17 protein-coding genes are annotated in these 18,758 nt (G+C 65.8%); 9 read left to right on the top strand and 8 right to left on the bottom strand.

The annotated features are described in order from the left end of the window. The first annotated feature begins 581 nt into the window (after positions 1-581). Positions 582-752, top strand: a complete 171-nt coding sequence (locus HY699_10410; protein MBI4516212.1) for a GxxExxY protein — start codon at positions 582-584, stop codon at positions 750-752. Positions 753-927: 175 nt separating this feature from the next. Here HY699_10410 and HY699_10405 read toward each other — a convergent pair whose 3' ends face one another. Next, positions 928-1,347 carry a type II toxin-antitoxin system VapC family toxin gene (locus HY699_10405; protein ID MBI4516211.1) on the bottom strand — a complete coding sequence of 140 codons (420 nt, stop codon included), beginning with the start codon at positions 1,345-1,347 and terminating at the stop codon, positions 928-930. Beyond that, positions 1,340-1,582, bottom strand: a complete 243-nt coding sequence (locus HY699_10400) for a hypothetical protein (GenBank protein ID MBI4516210.1) — start codon at positions 1,580-1,582, stop codon at positions 1,340-1,342. The genes HY699_10405 and HY699_10400 overlap by 8 nt, the downstream gene beginning before the upstream one ends. A 482-nt stretch (positions 1,583-2,064) precedes the next feature. Here HY699_10400 and HY699_10395 point away from each other — a divergent pair, with 482 nt between their 5' ends. The 5 genes from HY699_10395 to HY699_10375 all read left to right on the top strand — a co-directional run bounded on the left by HY699_10395 (position 2,065) and on the right by HY699_10375 (position 7,699). Then, a complete protein-coding gene (locus HY699_10395) occupies positions 2,065-3,480 on the top strand; it encodes an OB-fold domain-containing protein (GenBank protein MBI4516209.1) in 1,416 nt (471 codons plus the stop codon). 148 nt (positions 3,481-3,628) lie between these two features. Beyond that, positions 3,629-3,793: a hypothetical protein gene (locus HY699_10390; protein MBI4516208.1), complete on the top strand. Its 165-nt coding sequence runs from the start codon at positions 3,629-3,631 to the stop codon at positions 3,791-3,793. 130 nt (positions 3,794-3,923) lie between these two features. Then, a complete protein-coding gene (gene typA, locus HY699_10385; GenBank protein ID MBI4516207.1) occupies positions 3,924-5,762 on the top strand; it encodes a translational GTPase TypA in 1,839 nt (612 codons plus the stop codon). A 300-nt stretch (positions 5,763-6,062) separates the two neighbouring features. Further along, entirely contained in the window at positions 6,063-7,247 is a 1,185-nt protein-coding gene (locus HY699_10380) for a transporter (GenBank protein ID MBI4516206.1), read from the top strand. A 29-nt stretch (positions 7,248-7,276) separates the two neighbouring features. Next, a complete protein-coding gene (locus tag HY699_10375) occupies positions 7,277-7,699 on the top strand; it encodes an OB-fold domain-containing protein (GenBank protein ID MBI4516205.1) in 423 nt (140 codons plus the stop codon). Between the two features lie 90 nt (positions 7,700-7,789). Here HY699_10375 and HY699_10370 read toward each other — a convergent pair whose 3' ends face one another. From HY699_10370 to HY699_10345, 6 genes are all read right to left on the bottom strand, one after another. Next, positions 7,790-8,929, bottom strand: coding sequence for an acyl-CoA/acyl-ACP dehydrogenase (locus HY699_10370; protein MBI4516204.1), 1,140 nt, complete (start codon positions 8,927-8,929; stop codon positions 7,790-7,792). 192 nt (positions 8,930-9,121) lie between these two features. After that, positions 9,122-10,291: an acyl-CoA dehydrogenase family protein gene (locus HY699_10365; GenBank protein MBI4516203.1), complete on the bottom strand. Its 1,170-nt coding sequence runs from the start codon at positions 10,289-10,291 to the stop codon at positions 9,122-9,124. A gap of 50 nt (positions 10,292-10,341) precedes the next feature. After that, complete coding sequence (locus tag HY699_10360; protein ID MBI4516202.1) at positions 10,342-11,949, bottom strand: acyl-CoA synthetase; 1,608 nt, start codon at positions 11,947-11,949, stop codon at positions 10,342-10,344. Positions 11,950-12,037: 88 nt separating this feature from the next. Then, a complete protein-coding gene (locus tag HY699_10355; protein ID MBI4516201.1) occupies positions 12,038-12,988 on the bottom strand; it encodes a DMT family transporter in 951 nt (316 codons plus the stop codon). 77 nt (positions 12,989-13,065) lie between these two features. After that, entirely contained in the window at positions 13,066-14,193 is a 1,128-nt protein-coding gene (locus tag HY699_10350; protein MBI4516200.1) for a nitronate monooxygenase, read from the bottom strand. Positions 14,194-14,354: 161 nt separating this feature from the next. After that, entirely contained in the window at positions 14,355-15,584 is a 1,230-nt protein-coding gene (locus tag HY699_10345; protein ID MBI4516199.1) for a hypothetical protein, read from the bottom strand. 375 nt (positions 15,585-15,959) lie between these two features. Between HY699_10345 and HY699_10340 the strand changes: the two genes are divergently transcribed. The 3 genes from HY699_10340 to HY699_10330 form a co-directional block, all read left to right on the top strand. Next, positions 15,960-16,238 carry a hypothetical protein gene (locus tag HY699_10340; protein MBI4516198.1) on the top strand — a complete coding sequence of 93 codons (279 nt, stop codon included), beginning with the start codon at positions 15,960-15,962 and terminating at the stop codon, positions 16,236-16,238. A gap of 6 nt (positions 16,239-16,244) precedes the next feature. Next, entirely contained in the window at positions 16,245-16,871 is a 627-nt protein-coding gene (locus HY699_10335) for a hypothetical protein (GenBank protein ID MBI4516197.1), read from the top strand. Positions 16,872-16,891: 20 nt separating this feature from the next. Further along, positions 16,892-18,758: hypothetical protein (locus HY699_10330; protein MBI4516196.1), on the top strand; the 1,867-nt coding region annotated here is incomplete at its 3' end.

Below are 18,758 nucleotides of genomic sequence, written 5' to 3'. Positions count from 1 at the left end.
TCCAACGCAAGGTCCTCACTCCCAACGATTTCACCTCGCTGGCCGAAGTCGAGGACCGCCTGTTGCGCTTTCAATCCCATTACGAGCAGATCGCGACGCCGTTTCGGTGGACCTTCACCCGGCAGGACCTCGCCAGTCTGCCCGCAGCATACCCACTTCCATCGCCGTTTTCCAAGGCCGACCGTCGAATCCCGCTGGGTCGCTGGCAGCCACAGCGCGGCGTCCCGAGGGACGTAGGAACGAGTGTCCCGAGTTCGCGAGCGACCGGCTCTGCCAGGGGCCAGTGATCCACACTCTGCTGCCGAGCAGTCGCCTCTGTGGGGTGATGACCGTGATCACGCCCGGGGACGAATCCACACGCACGAGTACACACCGCGCTTGCCTATGCACCGCGGGCAATGCGCGATTGCGAACGCTGAAACGTCCCGCGTGAGGAGCTGTTCCTGAAACTCGGCGCGCTGCGCGAAGATTGTTGCCACCCCTCGCGTGCCGCGCGAAGATCGCACTGCAGAGTCGGAGGCGAGATACGGAGGCAAAGGCCGGGCAGCCGCGAAAAGGCGCAAGAAAGGACGGGATGGGTCATGCGCATGATCGTCGAGCTGAAGGCAGCCAAAACCCTCGCGGGCGAGCATGTCGCCCAGCTCTTGGGCTACCAGTGGGTGTCGCGCATGGAACACGGTGTGCTCATCAACTTCGGCGCGCCGACATTCCAGATACACAAATTCGCACTCAGCCGGTCAGAAAGAGAGTGAAGGGTTTTCCGGCGTTCCACCTTTCTTATGCGCCTTTTCGCGGCCAAGAGAGGGGCCTGAGTAGACACCGGAGCTGCTCGACGCCGACGACATCCAGCACGCGGCTTGCGCCGCCGCATTGAAGCGCCTGCCGGCCGAGCACTCGCCTCTGTGGTGTGATGATCGTGACGGCGGATCAGCTCCGCCAATTGCCGAGCTGCAGATCGTAGTTGAGGTTCTTGATCCGCTCGTAATGCGCCGTGTTCCCGGTGATGAGCGTGAGCCCATTCCGGATCGCGATGGCTGCGATCATGGGATCAGCACGGCCGATGGGCTGCCCAGTTCGTTCGAGATCAGCATAAATCCGACCTGCCAGCTCCGCGCTGTTCAGATCGAGCGTGAGAACTTCAACCGCCGACAGCCCCTTCAAGAATTCCTGCAGCCGCTCTTCGCGTTGAACCTTGTGAAGCCCTTTGACGATCTCGACAACCGTGATCGTCGAGATGGTGTAGACGCCGAACTGCGATCGGTACTGAGTGGCACGCGTGACGACTGGTCCGTCGACACGTTTGAGGATCTCTGAGAACGTGTCGGTGTCGAGCAGCGCCCTATCCAACCGTATGCCTCAGCGGATCGCGCTCGCGCGCCTGCATGGCCGACTCGACGACTTCGTCCAGCAAGGCGGGCTCGTCGGCGAACATGCCGAGCATGGTGTCGATGGAGCCGGCCGGCTTGGTCTCCTGCCGGATGAACTCTTTGACGAGCTCGTCGAGCGAGCAGCGGCGCACCTCAGCCAGCTTACGGGCACGTGCGAGAGTCTCTTCGTCGATCTCGATCTCGATCCGTTCCATCGATCTATCTTCCTTAGGATCCCCTTCTAGCAGAACCCAGATCGGCCACAAAGCCCACCGATATTGGGGGGACGGGATGTCCCGGACGTACGGCCGACTCGGCCGGGTTGCGAACCATGGGCCGACGACCGGGAACGCTGAAACGCCCCGCCTGCCCGTGACCGCAGCTCCCAACCCCGCCTCCCGCGCGGGAGACTCTGTAGGCACCGCTCGCCCTCGGAACTTGCCAGGGCGCTGGGGAGGTCATATGAGTCGAACGATGCCGGCTCGTGAGAATGAAGAAGAACCGTCCCGGATGACTCCGCCGAAGCAAGCACAGACCCGCGCTTCCGAAGAGCCGAGGAAGCCGCGTGCCGGCGATGCGCTCGTGACAGCGGGGTTTCGCTTCGACGACCCGTATTGGGACGACGTCTTCGACTCCTGGCACAACCCAACGCTCGGGACCTGTTGCCGGTTCTGAGGCACCGCGAGAGGAAGAGACCATGGCCAAGATTGCATCGTTCGGCGCGTACATTCCTCTGTTCAGACTCGCCCGAGAGAAGATGGGTGAGGCTTGGGGAATACCGGCGGCCCCCGGTGAACGGGCCGTCGCCAACGCCGACGAGGACAGCCTCACGATGGCGATGGCGGCGGGCGCGGACTGCCTGGCGGGGATAGACCCGTCGACCGTCGACGGCCTGTACTTCGCCACCACCACGGCGCCGTACGATGAGAAGCAGTGCGCGGGAATCATCGCAGCTGCCCTCGACATGCGCACCGACATCAACACCGCCGACTTCACCGGCTCGCTGCGTGCGGCGACCACGGCCCTGCGCGCGGCCGCCGACGCCGTCGATTCCGGCTCGGCGCGTAGCATCTTGGTGGTCGCGGCGGATTGCCGTCTCGGCGAACCGGAGTCGCTGTGGGAGCAAATGCTGGGTGACGCGGCCGGTGCGGTGTTGATCTCCAAACAAGGGCTGGCGGTGTTGCGCGGCTTCACCTCCGTTGCCGGCGACCAGATCGGCGTCTGGCGGCGCGGCGATGATCGCTACATTCGCTCCTTCGAGGGCAAGGCCGAGACCCAGTACGGATACGTCAAGAGCGCGGAAGAGGCCGGGAAATCCCTTCTGGCCAAGGAGAAAGTGGCTCCCGGCAGTCTGACCCACGGAGTCTTCACCGCCACGGACCCGCGCGCGAGCTGGACCGTCGCCGACACGCTCGGCGTGGATCGCAGTAAGCTCCAAGACACCATGTTCATGTTCCTCGGCTATCCCGGAACTCCACTGGTCCTGATGATGCTGGCAGGGGCACTGGAGGGAGCGACGGGGGGCGACAAACTGTTGGTGATTAACAACGGCGACGGCGCGGACGCCTTTCTGGTGGAACTCGAAAAGGACTTTCCTTCCGCCCCCGCTCGCAAGGGCCTGGCCGGCCATCTCGCCCAGAGGAGGGACCTGCCCACGTACACGGCCTACGCCGGCTTCCGCAAGCTCATGAAGCGAGATGAGGCGGACCCGCGCGGCTCCGCCGTTACGTACTGGCGTGACACCAACATCGTCCTGAACTGGCACGGCGGCCGCTGCCGCAAATGCGGCGCCGTGCAGTACCCCATCCCCCGGGTGTGTGGCGAGTGCGCCACTAAGGACCAAATCGAAGAGGTCAAGCTGGCCAAGAGCGGCAGCGTGTACACCTTCACGCTCGACCACCTCGATGCCGGCAAGTACGTCAACGTGCCCGTACCGCGACTGGTGCTCGACCTGGCCGGTGGCGGCCGCGTCTTCCTCTCGATGACCGACGGCGACCCGCAGGACGTCAAGATCGGCATGACCGCGGAGATCGTCTTCCGGCGACTGCACGACGCCTCGAGCTTCCACAACTACTACTGGAAGTGCCGGCCCGTGCCGGGGGCGGCGGCGTAGAACGGGCGCAGAGATCGGGGCGGCCCAGAGTCCGGGAAATCATGAGAGCGCCGGCAAGCACAAATCGGGAAAGCCGGCCAAGGGAAGCAAGTGGCTCGATGCGCTCTTGACAGAGACAGCATGGACAAGAGCGCAGTTCGCGCGATCAGTGAGGGATGACCCGGACGCCCACCGCCACACCAACGCCCACGGCGATCCACACGCCAACGAGAACGCCGACACCAACGCCGAACGCCACTCCCACCAACCCGCCAGCGCCCCTGACCTCCACGCCGATTCTAACGCCCAGCCCAACGGCGGAGTGATCGACTAGTGTCGTCTCCGAAGGCACCCCTTCGCGGCCGCCTTTGCGCGGGTGCGGACGACTGTTATAGTGCCGGCAACTTTCTTCGAGGAGGCACACCAACGGGGGCCGGCGCGGCCCCCGTTCTGTTTACCAGAGCATGACGACTGCACCGATTCGCCGACCCGACGTCCGTAACATCGCCATCATCGCCCACGTTGATCACGGCAAGACCACGCTGGTCGACGCCATGCTGCACCAAAGCGGCATCTTCCGCGCCAACGAGCAGGTGATGGAACGGGTGATGGACTCCAACGTTCTTGAACGCGAGCGCGGTATCACCATCTTGGCCAAGAACACTTCGATCGAGTACGAGGGCGTCAAGATCAATATCGTCGATACCCCCGGCCACGCCGATTTCGGCGGCGAGGTGGAACGGACGCTGGCGATGGTCGACGGCGTCATGCTGTTGGTGGATGCCTCCGAAGGGCCGCTGCCGCAGACCCGCTTTGTCTTGAAGAAGGCGCTCGAAGCCGGGCTGCCGCCGATCGTATGCATCAACAAGATCGACCGCGCCGACGCCCGCATCGCCGCCGTGCTCGATGAGATCTACGACTTGTTCATCGACCTCGACGCCAGCGAGGAGCAGATCGAGTTTCCCGTGGTCTATACCAACGCCCGTGCCGGCACCGCCACGCGGGCGCTGGAACAGCCGGCGGCGGACTTGCGGGCGTTGTTCGGCTTGATCTTGCGAACGCTGCCCGGCCCCTCGGGCGACCCGCAGGCGCCCACCCAGTTCCAGGCCAACAACCTGGACTACAACGACTACGTCGGGCGGCTGGCCATCGGCCGGGTGAAGAACGGCACTCTGCGGAGTGCTGGGTTGTACACTTTGTGTCGCGCCGACGGCAGCCAGCAGCCGGTGAAGATCACCCAGATCTACGGCTGGCATGGGCTGAAACGGATTGCACTCGAGTCGGCTAGCGCCGGCGATGTGGTGGCGGTGGCTGGTATCGAGGACATCCACATCGGCGACACCATCGCCGACCGCGAAAGCCCGCGGCCGCTGCCGCCGATCCGGGTGGACGAGCCTACCATCGCCATGATCTTCAGCGCCAACAATTCACCGTGGGCCGGGCGCGAGGGCGAATTCGTCACCTCGCGCAAGCTGCGCGAGCGCTTGCAACACGAACAGCGCAAGAACGTCAGCTTGCGCATCGAAGACACCGACTCGCCCGACGCCCTGAGGGTGACCGGCCGGGGCGAGCTGCAGCTGGCGATCCTGGTCGAAACCATGCGTCGAGAAGGCTACGAGTTGATGGTGTCGAAGCCGACCGTGGTGACGCGGCAGGTGGACGGGGTGCTCCACGAACCGATGGAGTTGCTTGTCATCGACATTCCCGAGGACTACATCGGAGTCGTCTCGCAGCTGCTGGCGATGCGGCGCGGCAAGATGACCAAGATGATTCATTCCGGCTCCGGCCGCGTGCGGCTGGAGTTTGCCGTGCCCTCACGCGGCCTGATCGGCTTCCGCTCGCGCTTTCTCACCGACACCCGCGGCACCGGCATCATGAACGCGCTGTTCAACGGCTGGGCACCGTGGCAAGGGCCGATACAAGCGCGCACCAACGGCGCCATGGTGTCAGACCGTGAAGGCGTGGCGCCGCCGTACGCGATCTTCCACCTCCAGGAACGCGGCACGTTGTTTGTCGCCCCCGGCACGCGGGTTTACGAAGGCATGGTAGTGGGCGAGTACTCGCGCGATACCGACCTCAACGTCAACATCTGCCGCGAGAAGAAGCTCACCAACATTCGCGCCGCCGGCCGCGACGAGAACATCATCATCACACCGCATCGCGAGATGGGCTTGGAGAACGGTATCGAGTGGATCGCGGACGATGAGCTGGTCGAGATCACCCCGCAGTCAGTGCGCTTGCGCAAGAAGATCCTGCGGCAGGTCGAGCGGCCGAAGCGGCGCGCCGACTCGGCCGAGGTGTGAGCCGCCGGGGCTGGTTTCGGGGCCTTCGCGCACGCGCGAAAGCTTTCTCAGTTAACGGAGGCGGATTAGCGGCTTGATACGACCGGCCACCGAGCCGGCCGTTCCCGCTTAGGCGGGCATGGCTGTTGCTCACGGTGTTGGCCGAGACTGCGAGTTAACGGACGGCTTCCTGCTCGCAGTCGGGCCCTCCTTTTCTGCGCCCGGGGCGGGCAAGGTCCCTCTCCCTTGCCCGCTCGCCCTCCCTGCCCGAGCTTGCTACAAGCTGCGCCCTGGACCGCTCAGCGCGAGGGGCTTGGACTTATGCCACCCATCACACCACAGTTCTGCGGGCGAACGGCGATCGTCGGGATTGCCGAAACCGATTATGTGCGCGGCTCGGAGCGCTTGCCGGTGGAGTTGATGCTCGAAGCCGCGCGGGCGGCAGTTGCCGACGCCGGGCTCTCGCTGCACGACATCGACGGCCTGATTCCGCCGTCGGGTTTCACCACCACCGAGGAGTTGGCGGCGAACCTCGGCATCGCGGAGTTGCGCTTCTCGGTCACCGTGCACATGGGCGGCGCCAGCCCGGTGGCGGCGTTGCAGAGCGCGGCCATGGCGGTGAGCAACGGGCTGGCGCAGCACGTGCTGGTCGTAGTTGGGTGGAACGGCTACTCGGCTTTTCGGCCCAAGCCCGGCGCCCGCCGGCCCAAGCTCACCTTTGCGCCCACCCCCCTCGCCGACACCATCGCCGACTTCTACATGCCTTACGGCGTGATGCTGCCGGCGCAGATGTACGCCTGGATCTGCATGCGCCACAAGCGGCTGTTCGGCATTCGCGACGAGGACACCGGCGCCGTCGCGCTCGCCTGCCGCGCGCACGCGCAGCGCAACGCCAAGGCGCTGATGCGCGGCCGGACGTTATCGCTGCCGGAGTATCTCGCCGCGCGAATGATCTCCGAGCCCTTTCGCCTGTATGACTGTTCGCTGGAAACCGACTGCGCCGCCGCCATCGTGGTAACCACCGCGGAGCGGGCGCGCTCTCTGGCGAAGATGCCGGTGCTCATACTCGGCGCCGCCGAGGGACATCCCTACCCGGCCGACGATATCCCGAGTCGGCCGGACATGTTCTGCATCGGCTTGCACGCCGCCGCACCGCGGGCGCTGGCGATGGCGGGCATCAAGGTGACGGAGGTCGATTTCCTGCAGGTCTACGACTGCTTCACTTACATCGTCTTGCTGCAACTGGAGGCGCTCGGCCTTTGCGGCCCCGGTGAGTCGGGGGCGTTCGTGCGCGATGGCCGCATCGAGCTGGGCGGGCGCTACCCGCTCAACACGCACGGTGGCTTGCTGTCACAAGGGCACATGTGGGGCATGAATCATATCGTCGAGGCCACCCGCCAGCTGCGCGGCGAGGCCGGTGCGGCTCAGGTTACGGGTGCCCGCCTGGGGCTGGTCACCGGCTGGGGCGACTTCGGTGACGGCAGCCTGGCGGTGCTGGGACGCTAGCGGCCCGAGGCTATGACGAGGATATGACTATGAGTGAGGCGCTATTTGTACCCCGTTTTACCCCCAACCCGGAAGGGCCGGCGGCGGAGTTCTACGCTTACTGTGCTCGCGGCGAGCTGCGCTTCCAGCGTTGCACCGCTTGCGCCAGCTGGCGCCACCCGCCGCGGATCCTGTGCTCGCGGTGCGGCGCAGAAGCGTGCGAGTGGGCGGCCTCGTCAGGGCGGGGCCAGGTCTACACCTGGACGGTCACACATCAAGCGCTGGCGCCGATGTTTGCAGCGGACTTGCCTTACGCCGCCGTGGTCATCGAACTGGAAGAAGGCCTGCGCCTGGTGTCGGCCTTACGCGCCATCGATTGCGCCGCCATCGAAATCGGCCTGCCGGTCGTAGCGCGCTTCCACAAAGTCTCAGACACGCTCGGATTGCACTGGTTCGAGCCGGCGCCGCGGTGAGCGCCGAGTTCATCACTCTGGCGAGGTATCCTTGTTGCAAGCGCTCGCGAGCAAAGGCAAGTCAATGATGACCAGCAGAGGCTGGTACGCTCATGCATTCTCTCCCGGGGTTTGGGTTGCGATGAGGGTGCCGAGGCGGGCGAGGTGGGCCATGGCTCCACCGAGTGTCAGCTCGATCTGCTTGCTCCAGCGGAAATAGCGGTGGAGCGGATAGGCGGTATCGACACCGATGCCGCCGTGGAGGTGTTGCGCGGCGTGGGCGACGCGCTGGCCGCCCTCGGCGGCCCAGTACTTGGCGACCGCGAGCGCGGCCTCGGCCGGCAGCTTCGCGGCCAGTCGCCATGCGGCGTGGCGCGCGGTCAGGGTGACGGCCTCGGTGTCGATGTAAGCGTCGGCGGCGCGGTGCGCGACCGCCTGGAAGGTGGCGAGCTTGACGTTGAACTGCTCGCGTTCAGACAGGTGCCGGGCGGTCAGCCGCAGTGCTGCCTCACACACGCCCGCCTGCATGCTGCACAGCCCGGCGATGGCGCGCTGGACGATCCAGTCGACGATCGCCGCGCCGCGCTCGGGCTCACCCAGCACATCACCCGTCGTGAGCTTGGTGCCGCACAAGGTCACGATGAACTGCGGCTCCAAGCTGGTGGTCTCGACCCGCGCGAGCGTGACGCCCGGGGCCGCCGGGTCGACCAAGAAGACCCCCACGCTTTCGCTACCCGTGCGCGCCGGTACCAGCATGATTCCGGCCAGGTGCGCCGCCGGCACGAACCGCTTCTCGCCCTCAAGGCGCCAGCCGCCGCCGTCGCGTATAGCAACGGTTGCCGGCAGCGCCGGAACGAAGACTTCGCCCGCTTCAGCGAGAGCCGCGGTCAAGATCAGCGAACCGCGGCAGACCGCCGGCAAGTAACGCGCGCGTTGCTCCGGCGAGCCAAAGGCGTCGATCGCCATCGCCCCCAGGATGATGCTGGCGAAGTAGGGCAGGGGCGCCACTGTGCGGCCGACCTGCTCGAGCACCAGGCACGCCTCGACGATGCCGAAGCCGCCGCCGCCGGCGTCTTCACTGAGCGGCGCGCCCAGCAACTGTGCTCGCGCCAGCTCCGCCCAGGTGTCGGCAGCGAATCGGCCAGTTTGCGTCTCGATGGTGCCCAGTCTTGCAGGCGTGAGCTGCTCCGTCAGGATGCGGCCGGCAAGCGCGCTGATGGCCTGCTGATCTTGGTCGAGTGTGAAATCCATTCTTGGGGCCTTATCGAGCCGAGCACAGGGAAAAGGAGATGAACCGCCGCGCACCGGAGCACACGGAGAAGACTTGCGATAGCGGACTTCGGAGCGCGGATTGCGAATCGTTCCGCGTTCTCCCTCGGTGTCCTCTGCGCCTCGGTGGTTGGCCCATCACGCACTTGTGTTTCGAGTGGTTACGCAAGCTCATTAGAAACGCGGTACGCGCGGCATGCCGAGGCCGAAGAGGGCGATGAGGTCGCGTTGAATTTCGTTGGTGCCGCCGCCGAAGGTGAGGAAGAGCGTGCCCTGGTAGGCCCGCTCGAGGCGGCCGCGCAGCACGGCGCCGGGAGAGTCGCGGCGCAGGTAGCCGGCCGGCCCGATGACTTCGAGCAGCTGGCGGTAGGCTTCGCAGAAGAACTCGCTGCCGAAGACCTTGGTGGCGCTGGCGTCGGCCGGGTTCAACTCTGGAGTGGAGGCCACCTTCCAGTTCAGTAGTCGCAGATATTCGAGCCGGGCGTAGACCCGCGCCAGATTGAGCCGCACCCAGTCCTGATCGATCACCCGGCGGCCGTCGGCGAGGCGGCTGTCCTGCGCCCAGCGTACGGTGTCCTCGTACACCTGCTCGACCATGCCCGGCGGGCAGATCGCCACGCGCTCGTAGTTGAGTTGATTCGTGATCAACTTCCACCCCTTGTTGACTTCACCGATGAGTGCCGAATGCGGCACGCTGATGTTGTCGTAATAAGTTGCGGTGGTGCCCGAGCTGACGAGGGTGTGAATGATCGAGTAGGAGAAGCCGGGGGCAGTGGTCGGCACGGCGAAAATGGAGATCCCCTTGTGTTTGGGCGCCTGCGGATCGGTGCGCGCCGCCAGCCAGATGTAGTCGGCGTAAGCCGCCAGGCTGGTGTAGAGCTTCTGGCCGTTGATGATCCAGTGATCGCCGTCGCGGGTGGCGCGGGTTTGCAGCGCGGCGAGGTCGGTGCCGGCATTGGGCTCGGTGTAGCCGACGGCGAAGTGCAGCTCGCCGCGCAAAATCCGAGGGAGGAAGAACTGCTTCTGCGCCTCGGTGCCGAAGGCCATGAGGGTGTGGGCGACGGCGTTGATGGTGAGCGCTGGGATCGGCGCCAACGCCCGCCATGCCTCATCGTAGAAAACGAACTGCTCGATCAGGCTGCGGCCCTGGCCGCCGTACTCCCGCGGCCAACCGATGCCGAGCCAGCCGTCGCGCCCCATCTGGCGCACCGCCGCCAGGCAATGCGAACCGCCGGTGTTACCGGCGGCCACCTCCGCTTCCACTGCCGGCGTCATCAGCGCGGCGAAATACGCTCGCAGCTGGCGGCGCAACTCCTCCTGCTCGGGGGTGTAGGCGAGGTACATGTCGCTCGCGTTCAGGCCGCGCCAACGCCGCCGCGGCGCGCGCAGCCGCGCTAGACGGCCTCCATGGCCGCCGCCTTGGCCCAACGGTAGTCCGGCTTGCCGCTGGGTGAGCGCACGATGGTGTCGACCACGTGGATTTGGCGCGGGACTTTGTAACCGGCGATGAGTTTGCGGCAATGTTCCTGAATCGACGCCAACGCCGGCGTGGCCCCCGGCCGCGGCTGCACCACCGCCACCACGCGTTGGCCCCAGCGCTCGTCGGGTACCCCGACCACCGTGCAGTCGAAGACGTCGGGATGCGACTTGACGGCGATTTCCACTTCTTCCGGGAAGATCTTCTCGCCGCCGGAATTGATCGACACTGAGCCGCGACCGAGCACGGTGATGCGCCCGTCGGCCTCGACCATGGCGAAGTCGCCCGGCACGGAGTAGCGCACGCCGTTGAAGACGACGAAAGTCTCGGCGGTCTTTTGCGGGTCCTTGTAGTACCCGAGCGGGATGTCGCCCGAAACCGCCAGCTTGCCGATTGTGCCCGAGCCGGCTTTGACCGGTTGACCCTGCTCATCGAGCACGATGGTTTGTTTCAAGCCCTTGATCGTCGGCCCCCCACTCATGGCGGTCTGGCCGGCTTGCACCATGACCATGCCGGCATTGCCGGTCTCGGACGAGCCGACGGCATCGAACATCATCAGGTTGGGGAAGCGGGCGAAGAACTGCTCCTTCACCGACGGCGAGAAGGTCGCCGCACTGCTGGTGAGCAGGAATAGTGAGGAAGTGTCCCAAGGGGCAGCGGGAGCGTTGAGCGCCTCGATCAGCGGCCGCGCCATGGCATCGCCGGTGATCATGATGGAGTTGATGCGCTCGCGCTCGACCAGCGCCCAGACCGCGCGGGGCTCGAACTTGCCCATGAGCACGATCTTGTTGCCAACGAAGCTCTGGCCCATGACCGCCCATTGCGAGGCGCCATGCATCAAGGGCGCAATCGGCAGAAAGGTGAGCACCATGCCGGTCTTGCCCTTCTCGACCATGTCTTGCGGCCGGGCGACGCGCTCGCCGCTGATGGCGTCGATACCGCCGCCGAGGGCCATGAAGACGTTCTCGTGCCGCCACACCACGCCCTTGGGCAGGCCGGTGGTGCCGCCGGTGTAAAGGATGTAGAGATCGTCGCCCGAGCGCGGGCCGAAATCGCGCACCGGCGAGGCGGCGGCCAGCGCCTCTTCGTACTCGAGCGAGCCGACCGCAGCGGCGTCCTCGGGGCTGCCGTCTTCGATCACCAGCGAGTGCCGCAGCAGCGGCATCGCCGGCAGTACGCCGGCTACGCGTGGGGCGAAGCTGCGCTGGTAGACCAGTGCCTTCAGGTCGGCGTTGGAGAACAGGTACTCGAGTTCATGCTCGACGTACCGGTAATTGATGTTGACCCAGACGGCGCGCAGCTTGAAAACGGCCCAGGCGGTTTCGACCCATTCGACGCTGTTGAGGGCATAGATGCCGACATGATCGCCGGGGCCGATGCCGGCGGACGCCAGGTGGTGGGCGAGGCGGTTGGCGCGCTCGTCCATCTCCCGGTAGGTGCGCCGTTTGCCGTCACAGACCAAGTATTCGCGCTCGCCGAAGTGGTCGACCGCGTGCTCGAAGAGATCAGCGAGATTGAATTCCATGGCCAGTGGTGAAGCACATTACCGGGGGCCAATTCAACTGCGCCGAGCCCAAGCGTTACCGGCGCCGGCGGTCTCGCGGCGCGCTGACTTACGGCGCGTCGGTTTCGGCGGCGCTTTCGGCGAGCTCATCGGCCGCCGGCGCTGCCGTGGTTTGCACCAGCGTACCGATCGCCGCCAGGACGATGCTGCCTCCCGCCACTTGGGTGAGATTGAGCGACTCGTCGAGAAACACCGCCGCACCCGAGGTGGCGATCACCGGCACCGCCAGCAGCATCACCGAGAGCAGGAACGCCGGCAGATGCGGGTGCGCCCAGTTGGTGAGGAAATGGCCGAGGGTTCCCGGCAAAACGGCTATGAACAGCAGAAACGGCCAATCCCAACCGCGGGGCGAGAGCAAGTCCTGTTTGGTGGCCAGCGCTGCGATCATCATCAACAGCCCGGCCACGGTGGTCATACCGAGCACGTATTCGGTGGCCCCGACGCTGGCGCGGAAGTGCTTGGAGGCGAGGAAATAGGCGGTGAAGGCGAACAGGTTCACCGTGGCCAGGGCGTCGCCGAGCGGGCTCCAGTGCGGTGTGCCGGCCGACCCCGCGATCACCAGTATCGTACCCGCCACTGCCACCAACGCCGAGATCACCGCGCCGGCGCTGGCACGCTCGGCGAACAGGCGGCCGGCAACCAGCAGCACCAGCGCCGGCTGCAGCGCCCCGATGATGGTTACGTTGGCGACGCTGGTGAGCTTGAGGCTGCTGAAGAACAGGATCTGATGCACGGCGAACAACGCCCCACCCGCGAGCGAGGCAGTCAGCCACGACCGCGTCAGCCGGGCGCGGGTCGAGGGCATGATCACGGGTAACAGCCACAGCAGCGGGATCGCAAACCATAGCCGGTAGAACGACGCCACCAATCCGGTTGTCGACACCGCCTTGATGACGACGTTGCTCCAGCCCCAGGTGAGAACCGCGACCGCGACCGCGGCCAGCGCCAGCGGGCGCGCGGAGGCGGTGGCCGAAGAGGTGGCGGTGAATCCTGATGGCATGGCGCGCAACTGAACCACGGGCGCAGCGGTGGTACAACCCCGCGCGGCTCGCGCTGGCGGCCGGGCCGGCCGGGGCCTCAGGTGCCGCTCGCGGTCAGACGCTCCAAGCGCTCCACCGCTGTCAGATATTCCTCGACTAGCTCCACGATGACTTCTTTGACCGAACGCACGGTGTTCATCGAACCGACGATTTGGCCAACTGGGCTGAACATGACGGCCTTGGCCTTGTCGGCGTAACGGTGGCCGCGGGCCACGGCGTCGGAGGTGACCATGAACTGCAACGGCATGCCGAGTGGTTTGGGTGAGTCGGGGCCTTCCCAGGCCTCGGTCCAGTCGTTGCGCAGCATGCGGCAGGGCTTGCCGGTGAAGGAGCGCGAACGCACGGTGTCGCGGCTGGTGGCTTCGAGATAGGCGGCCATTTGCGCCGGCGGCACGTCGGCCTCCTGCACGGTCAGCCACAGCGAGCCGGTCCAAACCCCCTGTGCGCCCATCGCCAGCGCCGCGGCGATCTGACGGCCCGAGCCGATGCCGCCGGCGGCCAACACGGGCGTGGGCGCGACGGCATCAATTACCTCGGGCCACAGCACGACGCTGCCGATCTCGCCGGTGTGCCCGCCGCCTTCGTAGCCTTGCGCGATGATGATGTCGATGCCCGCGGCTTGGTGCGAGCGCGCATGCTTCGCCGAGCCGCACAAAGCCGCGACCAAGCGGCCGGCGCCGTGGACTTCGGCGATCACATCGGCCGGCGGGGTACCGAGCGCGTTGGCGATCAGCTTGACCTTGGGGTGGCGCAGGGCCACCTCCACTTGCGGGGTCGCGGTTGCCGCCGTCCAGCCCAGCAACTGGCTGACCGGCCGTTCGCCGGCGGGGAGCTTGGGCACGCCGTGATCGGCCAGAACCTTGTCGGCAAACTCGCGGTGCTGCGGCGGCACCGCGGCGAGTAGCTGCTGCTCGATCTTCTTGGGATCGAGTTCGCCCATGCCCTCGTACTTGCCGGGGATCACGATGTCGACGCCGTAGGGCTTGTCGCCGGTGTGCTCGTCGATCCATTTCAGCTCGACTTCGAGCTGGTCGGGCGGAAAGCCCACGGCCCCGAGCACACCAAACCCGCCGGCTTTACTGACTGCGGCGATCACGTCGCGGCAGTGGCTGAAGGCGAAGATCGGTAATTCGATTCCCAAGCGGTCGCAGATTTCCGTGCGCATCATGTCTCCTTTGCCCGCAGGCAGGCGGCATCTTGGATCTGGAGAGCCAGACCGCGCCTACCAAGCCCACCCGCCGGGGGCGCTTGTGCTGCCGAATGAACACTTGTTTACCAGCGGCAAATCCTGCGTCAAGGATGGTGTGATGCGAGCGCCGGCAATGATCACGAGGTCGGGCGCGGCCGGGACAGGCGGCGCAGCAGCGTGGTGCAGAACAACAGGCCGGCGGCTAGCGGCAGCAGGGCGGCAAGACGGAGAGCCGGCGCGCTGGCGCTGAGCGCCGCCATTGCCGCGGCGGCGATGCCGGCGTTGAGCAGACCAAAGAGCAGAGCGCGCCCGCGCTCCGAGAGTAGTGGGCGCGCGCCTTTGCCGACCAGGCCGGGAACCATGCGCGTGGCCATGCCGATGATGAAGTTGGAAATCCATCCGCTCAGCGCGAATATGCCGTAAGCCAACACCAGCCGATTACCCAGCGCGCTGCCGGGATCGACCAGCACTACCAGCGCCAAGCCGCAGCCAATTGCGGCCGCCAGATGCACGAGCGCCGCGAGCACGTGTGCCAGCGTCCAGTCCACCGGCATCCGCCGCCCCTGCAGCAGCCGCCAGAGAATGATCACGTACCAAGCTAACGCGATCGCCACCAAGCAGCCGACCACAAAGGTGGCCGTCTGCCAACGCGAGAGCAAGGTCGTCAGCAGTACCGGCATCAGCCCGGCCAGTAGCAGGATCTGGCGGCGCGTGGCCGCGGGGAAGAGCACTTCGGGAAGCAGAAACGCCGCCACCATCCGGTAAGATACCGCGCAGATCGTTAGCGTGATCCAGCCCAGCAGGCCGAGGTGAGCATGGGCGGCGATGTTCGACAGCACGCTACCCGCCAAGAAGGGGTAGACTTTGTCGATGGCGTATAAGACGCCCAATGCCGCCGTGCCGACAAAGGAGGCGACGGCGACGCTGATGCCGATCACCGTGGCATCGTAACGCGGAGCGCGTGCCAGCGAGGGCGCCAGCAATCCGGCAAACAGCAACACGCTGGCGAGCACGACGCCGGCGCTCCATGCCATGCCGTTTAACCGGCCCATCCAGAAGTGCGCGACCATGCCGGCGGCGCCGAGGATGAAGAGCCCGACCTGCAAGCCGGCCAGGCGCGGGTAGGCCAGGGGGCTCTTCGTCAGCGAGGGCACGTATTGATAGAGCACGCCGATCATCGACAGGCTGATCCAACCGAGCGTGAACGTGTGCGTGATGGCCAAAACCCGCGGCTGATAGAAGAACGCCACCATATCGGGAGCCGCCAGTACTACCAGCAGCCAGCCGGTAAGAAAGGCGACGCCCGCACAGGCCATGCACAAAGCCGAAAGCCGCGTCGGTGGTCGCAGCGGTGGGGCGGCGCTCATTGCCCGGGGCCTTACCCCGCGGCGCGACCGACCGCAAGCGCGGGTGCGCTAACGGCCGGTCCGGAGCCGGCAGCGGTGACGGCGGTCAACGTCATGACTAACCAAAGCGTCATCACGCATTTGATGATCCGTATAAGTACGCATGGCATATGTCGCTAGCGACATGACTTGCGACATGACCGCCGCTGGCATTCGCCGGCTTATGTCAGCCAGGCTGGTTGGTGTCAGCCACATCCGGCGGGGGCTGGCACGGAGACTCGGCGGCGCCAGCGGCTGGAAGCGCTGTCGCTCCGCGGGTTCCGGCGCCGAGCGCAACTTCTCGCCGGCTTGGCCGCTGCTTTGCTCAATGCCTGAGACAACAGAGAGAGCGAGCGCATGAGCCAGAGACAGTTGGAGAGCATTCTCGGGCGGATGGTGACGGATGCCGCCTTTCGGGAGCGGTTCTTCACCGAGACCACATCGGTGTGCCGCGAGTATGCCTTGGAGCTTACCGCGGACGAGGTGGCGGCCTTGCTGCGCATCGATCTGCGGGCTCTGGGTGCGCTGGCGCATCGGTTGGACCCGAAGATCGTGCGGGCGTGGGGCGGCGCGCCAGTGGGTCGCCTGAGCAAAGGCGAGTGGCGTTCAGGGGCGCGCGGCCAGGTTAAGGAGTGATTTGTGATGTCCATCCGATCCGCTGTTTGCGCCGGGCTGCTCGCTTTGGTGCTTAACGCCACAGCAGTTGGCCACGCCCTGGCCGCCGATCGCAACATCGACGACTTCCGCAGCGGCAGCCCGCACCGCGGCTTGCGGCAAGAAGAGCGTGGAAGCAAGGCGCGCAGCGAAGCAAGACTACTCAGCGTCATTGGCGGCCAGCGCCGACTGACGATTACCGCTACGGAGATCGGGCTCGCTGATGTCGATGCCGTCAGCACCCAGTTGGAGCCTACGGGGGCGCTGCTGAACTACGCCAGCAGCGAAGGCGCCGACGGCAAGTTGGAACTGAGTTATGATGCCGGCGGCCGCAAGCTCGGCCTCGACGTATCCGCGAACCTCAGCCTCAAGGTGCTGGTGGCGGACTCCGACGAGGCTGCCGTACCGTACTCCGTAACTCTCACACTGACCGACCAGTCCGGGCGCAAAGCCGGGGCAACGCAAGTGGTTAGCGCGCCGGGACCGCAGACGGTGGACTTCCGTTTAGCCAACTTCCCACGCCTCGATCGGCGCCGCCTGGCCGCGATAACCGTTGTTGTCGATCCGCAACCCGCCGGGGATCTACAGTTGAGCCGCATCTGGCTGACGCAGTGAAGGCAGAGAGGGGCGGGATCTTGAACATTCCAAGCGTGTTGCGCGCTGCGCGGCCGGCGATGTTGCCAGCGTCCGTGCTGGCCCTGTTGCTGGCGGTTGTTCCCGGGATCGCAGGAAACGCCGCGGCGACCACAATAGATGACTTCTCAGCCGCGGTTGCCACCAAGCTGCCGCCGGGCCTAGTGCGGTCGACGGTTGGCACCACCTCCGCGACCGACGCCGGCCTTAGTGGCGCAATTGGCGGCGTGCGACGTTTGACGGTGGCTGCAACCGCCATCGGTTCGGCCGCCGACTCGGTTACGGTAGGGGTATCGACTACCGCGACGCTCCTAGAGTATGCCTCCACGGTAGCCGCCAACGGCCGCGTGGAACTCTTCTACGATGCCGGTGGCGCCGGTCTGCACGCAAATTTCTCTGCTGAGTTGGGCATACGCGTGCAGGTCCTATCGGCGGACGCTGCCGCGGTGCCTTATCCCATAACCGTGCGACTGGTTGATTCGGCTGGACGCGCGGCTTCCGTCTCACAGACCGTAGCGGTGAGCGGCCCGCAGACAGTCGATTTCCCGCTTTCCGGTTTTGGCACCGTCAACAAAGCCGACATCTTCAGCATGAAGATCACCATTGATCCCAGTAGAGCCGGTGACTTGCGCATCGACCTCGTGGCGACCAACGCCGCACCTACGCCAACTGCCACGTCCACAGCCACGGCCACGCTAAGTCCAACGCCTACACCTGAAGAGCAACCGACCGAACCGCAACTCGCAGACACTCCCACACCTACGCCGACGCAGACCCCTACAAGCTCCGCGACTGCGACACCGACCGCGACTGCGACCCAAACTCAGACGGATACGCCAACTGCCACCCCGACGCAGACACCCACGGAGACCACGACTCGAACTCCGACCTATACGCTGACCGCAACTCCGACCGAGACACCAACGGCGACGCCCACTGAAACGCCGACCGCAACCCCGACCGAGACGCCAACCGACACGCCAAGCGCGACGCCGACGACGACTTCAACCAACACCCCGACCAACACACCGACGGCAACGCCAACAGACACGCCGACTCAGACACTGACCGCGACCCCGACGGCCACCGCGACCTACACTCCGACGGACACGCCAACTAATACGCCGACCGCCACTCCGACCGAGACGTCAACCGATACGCCCACCGCGACGCCGACGACGACTTCAACTAACACCCCGACCAACACACCGACGACAACGCCAACAGACACGCCGACTCAGACCCCGACAGATACCCCGACGGCCATCGCGACCCACTCTCCGACGGACACGCCAACTAATACGCCGACCGCAACTCCGACCGAGACGCCAACCGATACACCCACCGCGACGGCGACCACGACTTCAACTGACACCCCGACTAACACGCCAACGGCAACGCCAACGGACACGCCGACTCAGACCCCGACCGCGACCCCGACGGCCACCGCGACCCACACTCCGACGAATACGCCGACTGCAACGCCTACCGATACTCCGACGGGAACTCCGACGGCAACGCCAACGGACACGCCGACGAGTACACCGACTGCCACCCCGACTCAGACACCCACGGAGACACCGACTGGAACTCCGACCTATACGCTGACCGCAACTCCGACCGAGACGCCAACGGCGACGCCCACTGAAACGCCGACCGCAACCCCGACTCAGACGCCAACCGCGACGCCGACGACGACTTCAACTGACACCCCGACCAACACACCGACGGCAACGCCAACAGACACGCCGACTCAGACCCCGACCGCGACCCCGACGGCCACCGCGACCCACTCTCCGACGGACACGCCAACTAATACGCCGACCGCAACTCCGACCGAGACGCCAACCGATACACCCACCGCGACGG

Source organism: Deltaproteobacteria bacterium, assembly GCA_016210005.1.
GTDB lineage: Bacteria > Desulfobacterota > Binatia > HRBIN30 > JACQVA1 > JACQVA1.
Note: the sequence above shows the minus strand (reverse complement) of the source record. Positions and strands in the feature narration are given on the sequence as shown.